Source organism: Flaviaestuariibacter terrae, from assembly GCF_054777635.1.
The window spans coordinates 99,679-112,923 of sequence record NZ_BAAHAL010000006.1 but is presented as its reverse complement, the minus strand read 5'-3'; the positions used below and the strand labels follow the sequence as shown (position 1 = coordinate 112,923).

Below are 13,245 nucleotides of genomic sequence, written 5' to 3'. Positions count from 1 at the left end.
CCGATGGGGCGGCTTCTTGTATTATACGAGTAACCCAATCAAAGCTTGACCAGCTTTCGCTCTACCGACTCGTTGGTTTTGGTATCGACGACCCGCACGATGTACGTGCCGGCGGTAAGTCCAACGAGGCTGAGGCTATAGCTGCTGCCATTGAAGGAAGCAGGCTTGAGTAGCGTCCGTCCGTACTGGTCGAGCAGTTCCACGCTGCGCGGTCCCTCGCCGGCGCCCGTATACCAGATGGTCACCTGGTTCTGGGTCGGGTTCGGGCCAACGGTCACCTGGTCGGCGAGGCGTGCGGTCTGCGGGCTGCCGCCGGTGTTTCCGGCCTGCGTCACGCAGTTGTTGATCACGTAACTGAACTGCATCGGCGCACCATAACATTTGTTGGCGAGCGGCGTCACGGTGACCAGCGAGCTGATCGGGCCCGACGTGTTGTTCTGGGTCGTGAAGGACTGTATCGACGTGTAACCATTTGTGTACGGCAAACCGATAGCTACGTTCGTACGCGTCCACTGGATCGTGGTGTTGCTGAAACCTGCGGCGAAGGTTACCTGGCTGGTACTTGCGCCGCGGCAGTACACCTGGTCGGGAACGGCAACCACGGTCGGCATCGGGTAGACCAGTACACGGAAACTGATCGGGGTGCCCGGGCAGGCGCCGACCGGGGTTACCAGTACAGTGCCGCTGGCATTGGCCGTTGTGTTGTTTACAGGTACGAAGGAAGGGATTCCCGCACCTGACCCGCTTGCGGCCAGGCCGATCGCGCTGTTGCTGTTGGTCCAGGTGTACGATGTAACACCGGAGCCGGTAAAGGCAATCGGCTGCGTGGCCGTACCAGGGCAATAGGCCTGGTTGCTGATACCGTTGATGACGGCCCGTTGGTTCAGGACAAACTGGGTGCTCGCCGTGTTGCTGCAACCGCCACCGCCGCTGCCAACCGTGTAGGTTACCGTGTAGGTACCGGGCGTTGACGCCGTAAGGTCGATGCTGCCCGTGCCGGAATTAAGCGCAAGGCCTGCGGGGCTGGCGCTGAATGTGCCGCCGGTTGACCCGGTACGGGTTACGGTCGCCGTGCCACCGGGGCAGTACGGCGAGCCGCTGTACGAGATCGATCCGGCCGCGGGCACCACGGCCAGGGTAAAGCTGGCTGTAGGTCCGCTGCAATAATTGGCCGTAGGTGTAACGGTGATCGTCGACACCTGGTTGACACCGCTGTTATTGACGGCATTGTACGAGGCGATCGCACCGTTACCCGAAGTGGCAACACCGGTAGCCGTATTGTTGTTCGTCCAGTTAAACACGGTTCCGCTCACCGTGCCCGTGAATTGGAGGGCCGGTGTTGCAAAGCCGGCGCATACCGTCGTGTTAGCCGGCACCGTTACGATGGGCAGCGGCTGCACCAGTATGCGGAAGGAAGCCGCCTGCGACGTACAGCCACCCGATACAGCCACAACAGCTACGTTCGCGGAAAGTGCCGTCGTACCGTTGTTCACCGACGTGAAGCTGATGGGACCTGTGCCCGATGCGGGCAGGCCGATGGCCGGGTTGTCATTGGTCCAGGCGAAGGAACTGCCGGTACCGGTGAAGTTGATCGGACCAACATTCGCGTTGGCACAAACAACCTGGTTCGGACCGGAGTTGACGCTCGGAAGCGACAGCACGGTGATCGATGTGGTAGCTACCCCGGCCTGGCCATAGCTTGTGTAGTTATACGTAACCGTATAAGTACCGGGCGTAGATGCGGAAAGGTTGATGACGCCCGTAGATGCGGCGATCGAAAGACCTGCGGGTGCGCTGAAGCTGCCACCGCTTTGGCCGTTGAGCACCGGCGTTGCGTTGTTGCGGGCGCAGTACGGGCCATTCGGATACGAGATCGTCGTCAGCACAAACGGGTTCACCGTGATGCGGAAGCTGCGTGCCGTGCCCGCGCAGGGAAGGTCACCGGCGACATAGACCGGTGTAACCGTGACGTTGGCCGATACCGGCGTGCTGCCCGTGTTGCTGGCAACGAATGAAGGCAGGTTGCCGTTGCCACTGGCCGCAAGGCCGATCGAGGGACGATCGTTTGTCCAGGCGAACTGGATGCCGGCCGGCGATCCTGTAAAGGTCACAGGGGACATGGTAGCACCGTTGCGCGTTGTGAAGCCGGGGATCGTATCCAGAACTGCCTTCGGGTAGATCGTTACCTGTGTGCCCGACTGTACCAGCGGGCAGGTGCCGCTTGCAGCAATCGTATACACTACGGTGTAGGTACCAGCTACCGAAGTGGTGAGGTTGATCGCGCCGCTATTCGGGTTCAGCACAAGTCCGGCCGTCGAGGTGAAGCTGCCGCCGCCGCTACCCGTGAGCACCGGCAGTGCCGTGCCACCAGGGCAGAACGGTCCTTCGTAAAGGATGCTGGCCGTCGGGGCCGCATTGATTGTGATCGAAGTGCTGCTGCTCGCACCTGTGCAACCATTGACATTGCCGACCGTGTACGTAACGGTATAGGTGCCCGGCTGGCTGGCGTTGAGGTTGATGGCCCCGGTAACGCTGTTGAGCGACAGGCCGGCAGGCTGGGCGCTGAACTGGCCGCCACTTGTGCCTCCCTGGTTGGCCTGGATGGTTCCACCACTGTTGCAGAAAGGCCCGCCGCTATAACTCAGCGAAGCGGTCGTCGCTGCATTGATGGTAAGCGCATGACCCGTTGCCTCTGCAAGTACCGGCATCGTGCTCACGACACGCACCTGGTAGCCGTTGCCGGCCCCGGTGTTGGCGGGAATGAGGCAGCTGATCGTACCGCTCGTAGTGGCGGCAAACGAGCCGATGTTGACCGGGCTAACAAAGGAGCCGCTTGCGTTACTCAGTTGGGCAATAAACTGGTTGCCCGCTGTGAAGTTGCCGCTGGCGGTATAGTTGATGGAGAACGAGGATCCGCTGCAGGCGCTGCCGGTGCTGACGCTGGAGGTCACTTCGTTGCAGGCACTGTTGACCGAAGTAACGTTTACCGTGTCGGTGACGAAGGCGCCGGTGGCGTCGGTAACGGTTACGGTATAGGTACCTGCGGCTACTGTAATCGTATTGGAGGTTTCACCGTTGCTCCACAGGCGTGAGTACGGCGCAAGGCCTCCGTTGATGGTCACCGTCGCAGAGCCATCGGTCGTAGTGCCGCAGCTTGCCTGGGTGAACGAAGTCATGAGGCTCATCTCGCCGATGTAGTTGCCGGCTTCGTTGTCGTCGTTGTTGTATTCAGCCGGCATCGAGTTGATGATGCGGGCGATAACACGTGTATGCGCATCGGTAACGTTCCAGACGGCGCTCAGGTTGTAATCAGCGCCTTCGGCAACAGAGATGTTGCGCTGGCTGATCAGGGTTTCCTGGCCCTGGTCGTTGATGAAGAGCAGCTGCAGTACGGCATCGCAATCATCAAAGCCGATGTTGTGAATGACACCGGTGATAGCGATGGTGCTTCCGACGGCGGGGCTATAGTTGCTCAGCGCGAACGACTGCCACAGGAGGTTCGGGGCCTTACCCACGATCACCGCCCGTGTTGCTTCGTTATTCAGCTCATCGCCTTCAGCCACCTGATGGTCTTTGTCTACGACCGCGCGGATCACGTGGATACCGCGGATATCCGACGACCACTGGCGCGGCATGCGCACGGTAGCCAGCTGGCCCGTAACGAGACCCGGCACGCGGAGCTGCGTCAGCGAGTCGTTGTCAACTTTGCTGTAGACCGTGATCGAATCCGTAGTGCTCGCACCCTGGTTGACGTAGCTGATATCGATGTCGATCGGCTGCCCCAGCTCGGGGTTCAGCAGCGACGGTGCGATGTATTCCGAACGTGTCAGGTAATCGGGCAGCGGCAGTATGACGTGTACCGGCACAATGATCTGGTTGTTCGACTCGTCGCACTCGGCGTACTGACCGGCGGGGTCAGCCGTGATGCGAACCAGGTAGTCGCCGGTCTGCGCAAACACGTAGGGGTTCGGGAGGCTCAGCCCCAGCGGGCAGGTGCAGGTGTTGGCGATGTTGTTGTTGACCGTTCCGAGGTTCAGCCAGCCGCTGATGCCGGGCCCGCTCACTTCGAAGCGAACCTGTCCATGCGTGGCTTTGTAGAGACCAAGGTTATACAGGCCAGTGGCCATCGTTACCGGCGTATTCACATACTGCGTGGTATTGATGTACAGACCGCTGTAGCAGCCGCTGTTCGTGGGTTGGAAATCCCAGCAAAGCCTGGCGCTGCTGGTATTATTATTCTCGTTCGTTTCCGACACTGCATCGGCAGCATCAACGGTGATCACGAGGCTGTTGTTGCCCGGAGCCGGGGCCGGTACCGTCACCGATACGGGTGTGTGGACGCCGGCAGCAAGTGTCCCGTTGAACGTATACGTATAATGCGTACCGCCTACGTTGAAGTCTACGGCGATCGGGCCACTGATGGCTACCAGGCTCGTGTTGGCGAGCTCGGCGGCGATCGTGATGTTCGTCGGCAGTGAGGGTTCGGCCGGTGTAACGGTTACGTTGCCGCAGCCCCAAACCGTGAGGTCGGGGTTACAGGCACTCACCTGCACCTGGTACGATACGCCGTTGTTGCCTTCGTTGTATTCGGCAACTGCGTTCGGAACGTCGCAGTCGAGCGTGAACGTATACAGGCCGGCCAGGCCGTTATACGCGTAGTTGAAGTTCACCTGTGCTTCCCAGAGCGGGTTGATATTAGCCATGGTCTGGGTCATCGTGGTTTCCAGCACACCGTTGCGGAACACCGTAAGGCGGGCGCTGAAGCTGCTCGTCGGCTGGCCACCGAGGTTGCGCACCACGAAGCTTACCGGGGGAATGCCCTGGCACTGGTTGGCGTAGCTGTACGACGACAGGTTGTTGTAGGGAGCGATATCCGGGGCGTTGGGCAGCACCAGCACGTTGGTATAGGAGCTGTTGTTTCCTTCGCCACCGCAATGCTCATCCACCTCGTTGGCAACGTCGGCTATGGAGCGTACATACGTATTGCCGATGCTGTTGAACGTGAGCGTGGGCAGAGTGAAGTTCTGGCTGCCACCGCTGGCAAGCGCGTTCACCGCGAAGGGCACGGGGATACTGCTGGCCGCGGGTGCTTCGATGCCCAGGTTGCTGCTGCTGCCGGTTGCGGCATTGCCGCCGTTCGAAACCGATACCGAGCCGCCGAGCGATTGCCCCTCTACGATGTAGCGGGTATTCGTTTGCGGGTATTGCGGTGTGATCGTACCGGGGCCGAGCAGAAGCTGTGTGGTCAGGTCCGGACCCGAGCATACGGGGCGCGGAATGACAACGAACTGAGTGGTCGTGTCGCCGTCAAGTGTATAGTCGGTGATGGTCACCTGCACATGATAGGTGCCGGGTGTTGCGGGTCCATAAATGGAAGCCGAGTAGGCGCCCAGCGAGTTGCTGTATACCGTCTGTGTCTGGCCGGTTTCGACAACCTTGACCGTTACCGTGGCACCTGCGCAGGACGAGTCCTGCAGCTGCACCGCCGTATTGCGGTACCAGGCAGTTCCCGAGATGGACAGGTTATCGCCCGTATAGATCGTGCTCGGCGTGGGCGCTGCAGTAATACCTATGTCGCCGGGCAGCTGGTAGTTGCCGTTAATGAACGGACGGATCGCCTGGTTGTCGAGCTCGTTGCTTTCGTCGAGGCTGGCACCGTAGTCGATAAACACCTGCATCGGGCACCACATCGGCACCGAAGGCGTGTTGATCTGCCAGGTCACCTGCGTCGTGCCGTTGGCGCCCGAGAGGAAGGCAACGGTTTGATCGGGGTAATGAGTCGCCGTGTCGTTCTGATTTACGAGGTGCACGGTAAAGTTGCCGGCATCACGGCCCGAATTGTTGTGCACCGTCGCCGTAACAGTCAGCGGTTGGCCCGGGTCGGGATGCGGGTTGGAGAACGTGATGTCATTGGCGAAGATCGAAACGTCTACGCGCGGAAGCACCACGGGGCCCGCAAACGGACCGAAAGACGCACTGCAGCCGCCCTGGTCGGTGGCCTCAATGGTCGTATGCCAGTTGGCGGAAGCCGTGAGGAAGTTGACGACGATAAAATAGTCCTTGCCGTCTGTCGTATTCGCATCAGAGGGATCCTTCTCGGTGAGGTACAGGGTACGGTCGCCGCTGTTGTTGAAGGAGCCGTTGCCCTCGTAGTCGAGCAGCAGCTTGATGGTGTTGGATTGCGGCAGGTCGCCATCGGCATCCGTATAGCGCACCTCGAACCGGTAGCTGCTCGTGGGAAGACCGGAGGCCGGGTTCACCACGCTGCTCGCGAAGCCCGTAGCACCGGTGAAGGCGAGGGTCGGCAGGTGGTTGCTGCTGAAGGGGACGCTCTTCGTTGCCGTACCCGTGCATCCACCTGCGCTGGTGACGGTGACGCTGTACGAGCCACCCGATGTTACCGGAATGTTTTGCGCGGTAGCACCTGTCGACCAGAGGTAGCTGCTGCCTGCGCTGGCGCTGAGCAGCACGCTCTCACCAAGGCAATAGCTTTCGTTGCTGCCGCCGCTGATGCTAACCACCGGGCTCGGGAGCACCGTAATGGTGAAGCTGCGCGCAAGGCCGGAGCATCCGTTCGTATTGACCGGCGTTACCGTAATAATCGCCTGTTGTACGCCCGCGCCGCTGTTGACGGTAACAAACGAGGGAATGTTACCCGTTCCGCTTGCGGCAAGACCAATGCTTGTATTGTTGTTGGTCCAGGTGTAGGTCGTACCGGGATCCGCGCTCGTAAAGGCAACAGCATTACTGCTCGCGCCATTGCAGAGCGACTGGCTGGCTACGGCGTTCATGCTGCCTCCTGCCTGGATCGTGAGGGACGTATTTGTACTGAAGCTGGCGCAGCCACCGGCAGCCGGGATCGTGTAGGTAACGGTATAGGTGCCGGGGTTGCTCGACTGCGGGAAGATCGCGCCGTTGCTGCCGTTGATCGACAGACCGGCCGGTGCCGCTGCAAAGCTGCCTCCGCCGGTGCCGGTCAGCGTTACGTTCGACGCGGAAACGGAGTTGCAATACAGGGCGCTGTACGCGATCGTCGCCGCGGGTTGCGCCGTGATCGTAACGTTGGTCGTTGCCGTAACATCGCCATGGCCGTTGCCTGCCGGGATGAAGTACGTAACCGTATAAGTGCCTGCTGTCGACGTCGACACGTTGATATCGCCGTTTCCTGCATTCAGGCTGAGACCTGCAGGCTGCGCGCTGTAGGTGCCGCCGCTGATGCCTGTTTGCGTTGCGGTGGCCGTACCGAAGCTGGCGCAGAACGGGTTGCCGCTGTAAGAAATCTGTGCAGAGGCCGTCGGGAGCACCTGGATCGTTGCCGTAGCCGTGCTGCCCGGGCAGGTGCCGGAAGGCATCGTATACGTAACGGTGTAGGTGCCGGGCGAGGAGATATTGAGATTCACAGAACCGGTGCTCGTGTTGAGACTCAGGCCGGACGGGCTCGCACTGTACGTACCGCCGCCTGTGCCGCTCTGGCTCGCACTTATGATACCACCGCCCACATAGTAGGGGTTCGTACCATAGCTCACGGTTGCCGTCGGGGCTGCGTTGATCTGCACGCCAACATAGGTGCCGGACGACGAACATCCGGGCGTACTTGCGTCGTAGTAAATGTAGTTGAAGGTGGCATTGCTCGTAGCCGGGTACAGGGTGCCTGTTACCGGGTTGACGTCAAAGCCGGCGTAATTGTAGAAATGACCGCCCGTGGTTCCGCTGATCTGTACCTGGACCGAATCCTGGTTAGTACAGAATACATTGCTGCCGTAGCTGATGGTTGCCGAGGGAGGGTTCGAGATAACGACCTGCGTCGTGTTGGAGAACGAGGCGCAATCGCCCGAAGACGGAACCGTGTAGGTCACCGTGTAGTTGCCGGCCGCGCTCGCCGTAAGCGCGATCGTACCCGTGTTGGGATCGATCGAAAGGCCGGCCGGAGTGGCGTTGTAGGTTCCGCCGCCGGCGCCGCTGCGGATCACGGAAACCGTGCCGCTGGTATTGCAATAGGCTGGCTGCGCATAGGAGATCGCAGCCGACGGTGCCGGCGAGATTTCCATCGTGGTCGTTACGGTATCGGTGCTGCAGCCTTCATGGGCAACGATGTACGAAACCGTGTGCGTTCCAACGGCCGACGCGTTCAGGTTGATGGCTCCGGTAACGGCATCCACAACCAGCGAGTCATCGCCAACGAACGAGCCGCCCGTAACGCCGGTCATCGTAACCGGTGCCGAGCCGCCGCTGTTGCAATAGGGCGACAACGGGTAGCTGATGGTTGCCGGGGCAACCAATACCAGTTCAACAGCCCCTGTGGAGCCGCCGTAACCTTCGGTAACACGCAGCATCACACTGTCGGTCGACGACAGGTAGCCACTCCACACGTTGCCGTGGTAATCGCAGCAACCATTGTGTCCCCAAACCTTGACGCCGTTCACCCAGAGCTCGGCTTCGTCGTCATGGTAGGGAATATTGATCTGGTAATAACCGCAGGGGAAGCCTTGGCGCTTCGCCGCCCAGGAGTGACCATCCCAGTTTACCGCGCAGCCCTGCCAGTTGGGAGCATAGGACGGCGAATAATAGTTATACCAGAAATTTTGCGAGTAGTGGCTGAGCGTGGTATCCGTAAAATATCCTGCGTAGTTGGTTACCCAGGAATTGCCATCGTTGTAAGCGTATCCGCCGTTCCAGGCATATACGTTCCAGACGTTGTTGCCATAGACCGCCGGGTCGCCAACCACCTGTGTAATGTGCATCGTGGTCGAAGTGACCACGGTATCAACACCGCAATTGGAGCTGAAGATTTTGTGGTAGAAGATCGTATAGTCGCCGCTGAGGCTGCCGGGCGCATTGATCACACCGGTAGTGCTGTCGATGCTGAGGCCGGCGGGAGTTGCGTAGAAGTAGCCATCCGTTCCATTGGCCGCCTCGGTGATCGTCGGGTTGATCATACCGGCCGAGCCGCAGTAGCTGCTGGCGGGGTAGCTGATCTTCGCTTCCGACGTCGGTATGAAGTTGATGCTGCCGTACGAGTAGCTGCTGCCCTCCGTGACCCGGAATTCGACAGTGCTCGTATCATTCAGGTAGCCGGTCCATACATTGGTATTACCGCAGCAGGTGTTGTATACCAGTTGGCCATTTACATACACCTGGCCGTAGTCGTCGTGGTAGGGAAGGTTGATCGTGTAGTAGCCGCAAGGGAAGCCCTTGCGCTTTGCAGACCACGAATGGAAATCCGGATTAATCGGGCAGCCGATCCAGCCCGGAGCATCGGAAGGCGCGCCCCAATAGGACCAGAAGTTCTGCGAATTGTAATTCAGCGACGAGTCGACAAAGTAGCCGGCGTAGTTCTGGTTCCAGGACGTTCCGATATCATAATAGTAACCGGAGTTCCAGCCGTACACATGCCAGGCATTCGTACCGAATACGGAGGGATCGCCCTGCGACGCAACGATCTTCATCGTGGTAACCGCCGTATCGACGTGGCTTCCGCAGGCGAGCAACGTATCGATATAATAAACAGTGTATTGTCCGGGGCTGCTGCTCGAAGGCGTAATGACACCGGACAGGCTGTCGATCGTAAGACCCGCCGGCAGTGCCATAAAGTAACCTGCGGCCGTGCCCGCCGGCGCCGTAACCGCAGGCGCCATCGTTCCGAGGGTGCTGCAGCCGCTGCCCGACGTAGCTGTTGGATAGCTGATGGACACTTCAGGCACCAGCTCGAAGTTGATGCCACCGTAGGAAGTGCCATAGTCGTCGGTAACACTGAACTCCACCGTGCTCGTATCATTGAGGTAGCCGGTCCAGACGGTCGTATTGCCGCAGCACGTGTAATACACCTGCTGTCCGTTGATCAGCACGCGGGCATAATAATCGTGGCCGGGTAACGACACTTTATAATAGCCGCAGGGGAAGCCTTTGCGCCGGGCCGACCAGGAGAAGTTGTCGGTATTTACGGTACAACCCTGGTAGCCGGGTGCGGAGGAAGGTGAGTTGTTCGGATTCCACTGGTCCTGCGAGTTGAAATTGAGACCAGTAGCCGTATAGTAGCCGGCGTAATTGTCGTTCCACGAAGAGCCGTTATTGTAATAGGTTCCGGCATTCCACGCATACACGTTCCATTGGTTCTGTCCGAATACCGAAGGATCGCCGACGGAGGAGTTGGCCACCGTGACGGTCTGGCTCACGCTGCCGCAGCCGGGAGTGCTGCCGGTTACCGTGTATTGAGCCGATTGGCCGGCCGCGAGGCTGACGAACTGCATGTTCGAGGAAACGTAATAGTTCCAGATATTGCTTTCAGCCATGCTGCGGGCTTCGGGGCTGAGTACGCTGTTGTAAACGACGATATCATAAAACTCGCAATCGGAGCGCTCCCCGTAATAGGCGTGGCCATTCATCTGAAGGCCATAAGGCGGGTAAACGCCATTGCTGTTGCTGGCGAGCTGCGAGCCGTTTTCATAAAACTGCGACACGCTGCCGTTGGAAGAACCGGTGTGCACGTAAATGCTGTTATCGGCTGTCAGGTTGTAGTCAAGGCTGACCCAGCCTTCGAAATAGGCAGTACCGTGGCGGCCGCCGTGGAAGCCAAGCAGCCAGTTATCCCCTACCGAGGAAAGCACACGGCCGCGGGCGCCACCGGTTTGGCGCGATGCGCAGATGACGGTAAACGGGTTTGAAAAATTGGTCGGCATCTGCATGAACTGCGACGTGTTGAACACGAGCGCCGGACGCCCGTTGAGTACGCTGCTGTCGATGAATTGGGGCTGGGCACTGCCGGAGGCCTGTACTTCATCGAGGCCGTTGCCCGACTGGTCATAGAGCTTCACGCAAAAACCCGCCGCTCCGTTGAGCCAGCTGCGGATGCCCGCCAGGTCAAGATGGAGACCGGAGGCACCGAAGTCCATCTCCGCATCGTCGCTCGCGCGGCGCAGGCGGATGATGGGACCATTGTAGCCCGCCTTTAGCAGGCGCAGACCCACGGCCATGCGGATGCTCGAAGGCGCAACGTCGGCCGGGAGTGTCGCCGGCGACCAGCTGTACGTATTGGCACCGGAGGCCACCAGTGTGGCCGTGCTGCCGGAGCAAACGGTCGCCGCGCCGGAGATATTCAGTACCGGCGGCGCGTTGATGCTCAGGTTCGTTCCGTTGTCGGATCCCGTAACAGCGGGGCTGCTGGCCACGACGCGGATCCGGTAGCCGTTGCCGCTGCCGGCACCGGCGGGAAGGGTGGCGCTGATCGTGCCCGCAGCAGTAGCCTGCACCGATCCGATCGTTACGGGGCTTGCAAAGCTTCCCGACGCCGAGCTCAGTTCGGCCGTGAACACGTTGGCACCGTCGAAGCTGCCCGAAGCCGTGTAGGGCACACTCAGGGTGGCACCGGCGCAAAAGACAGTGGGATCAATGGTACCGACCTGCACAGTTTGTCCCTGTGCAAATAACGCTGCGAAGCACGCAAGCAGCAGGATCAGGCTCCTTTTCATCATATAACAGTTTAGGGTTGTCTGGTTTCAATGGCAAAATGACCCGCGCAGGTATGACGGGGCAATACCTTGCTCAGGGCAGTTCGGGCGCTTCGGTAGGATAGAGAGACACGTACCTGGGGGGCGTACGCAGTTGGTGTAAATGTTACAGGTTGTGCAGCTTCGGGTCTGCTTTCAAGGGGACGGACCGGTGCAGCCGGCTTAAAACCGGTTGCCGATGGGAGTGATGAGACGAAGGTATCTTTTTAAACAAATCAGCAAAATCATTTTTTCTCCACGGGTTATGCACGAAAGCCCGCCCTGGGCCTGCAATGCAGGCCCAGGGCGGGCTCCTGAAAATCACCGTATTTCTACGATAACATTAAAATGGGATAAAAAGTGTATCAACTGCCATTTCCCGCGGATGAACCGTAGCGGGGCCTAAAACACCTTGAATCGCTCGAAGCAGGCCCGCTCAAGCGCCTCCCGGTCGTCGGGGTGGGCGATGTCGATCAGCGCCCGGGCGCGCTGCCGTAGGTTCTTCCCGTATAAATACGCCACACCGTATTCCGTCACCACGTAGTGCATATGGGCCCGCGTGGTCACCACACCCGCGCCGGGCTTCAGGAAAGGCACCAGCCGCGGTACACCCTTGGCAGTCCGCGAAGGCAGGGCAATGATCGGCTTTCCGCCTTCGCTCAGCGCGGCGCCGCGCATAAAATCCATCTGCCCCCCTACCCCGCTGAACTGGTAGGTGCCGATGCTGTCGGCACATACCTGCCCGGTTAGGTCAACCTCGATGGCGCTGTTGATGGCTACCATGCGTGGATTACGGCGGATGATATGCGGGTCGTTCACATAGTCGATATCCAGGAACTGGAAGGCGGGATTGTCGTCGACATAATCGTACAGCCGGCGCGTACCGAGGGCAAAGCCGGCGACGGCTTTATTGGGATGGATCCTTTTATAGCGATTCGTGATCACATCACGCTCGAACAGGTCCACAATCCCGTCGGAGCACATTTCCGTGTGCACGCCCAGGTCCTTATGGCCCGTAAGTGCGCGGAGCACCGCGTCGGGGATGGCGCCGATGCCCATCTGCAGGGTTGAGCGGTCTTCGATGAGCCCTGCCACGTATTCCCCGATCCGCAGCTCGTCGGGGCCGGCCTTGTCGCCGAAGCGGGCCTCGTACAGCGGCTCGTGGCATTCCACAAGGGCATGGAAGCGGCTTGCGTGAATGAGTCCGTCGCCGTGCGTGCGCGGCACATGGCGGTTCACCTGCGCGATCACGTGCCGCGCATTGTTGACCGCCGACCGCGCCACATCAACCGAAACACCCAGCGAGCAATAGCCGTGACTGTCGGGCGGCGACACCTGCACCAGCGCCACATCAACCGGGAGTATTCCCTGGTTGAACAGGTTCGGGATTTCACTGAGAAACACCGGCACATAATCGGCACGGCCCTCGGCCACATCGCCGCGGATGGAGGCGGAAACAAAAAGCGAGTTGAGCCGGAAGCTGTGGGCGAGCTCCGGCTTGTCAACGTGCATGTCGCCGTACACCGAAATAAAAACGAGCTCCACATCGCGGAGCCGCGGGGCCTGGGCGGCAAGGGCGCGCAGCAGGCAGGTGGGTGTTTGCGCGCTTCCATGAACAAACAGGCGCTGGCCGGAGCGGACGATCGAAAGGGCTTCCTCGGGCGATTGATAGCGAACGGGTGTTTTCATACGTAATGCAAAGAAACGGGGCAGCCGGCAGCGCTACGGCTGAGGCATCTTAGCCCGTCGCCTGTTTTTACTC

At 59.9% G+C, this 13,245-nt stretch carries 2 protein-coding genes; both read right to left on the bottom strand.

Annotated features, from left to right (window positions below; translation table 11 throughout):
* Nucleotides 1–38: 38 nt before the first annotated feature.
* Nucleotides 39–11,465: a CARDB domain-containing protein gene (locus ACYU7Z_RS01190; protein WP_460566796.1), complete on the bottom strand. Its 11,427-nt coding sequence runs from the start codon at nt 11,463–11,465 to the stop codon at nt 39–41.
* 420 nt (nt 11,466–11,885) lie between these two features.
* Nucleotides 11,886–13,172: an acetyl-CoA hydrolase/transferase family protein gene (locus ACYU7Z_RS01185; RefSeq protein WP_460566794.1), complete on the bottom strand. Its 1,287-nt coding sequence runs from the start codon at nt 13,170–13,172 to the stop codon at nt 11,886–11,888.
* Between the last annotated feature and the right edge of the window lie 73 nt (nt 13,173–13,245).

What these genes read in the sequence shown, in the direction of transcription:
- ACYU7Z_RS01190 (WP_460566796.1), bottom strand. Translation starts at nt 11,465, where the DNA reads ATGAAAAGGAGCCTGATCCTGCTGCTTGCGTGCTTCGCAGCGTTATTT.
- ACYU7Z_RS01185 (WP_460566794.1), bottom strand. Translation starts at nt 13,172, where the DNA reads ATGAAAACACCCGTTCGCTATCAATCGCCCGAGGAAGCCCTTTCGATC.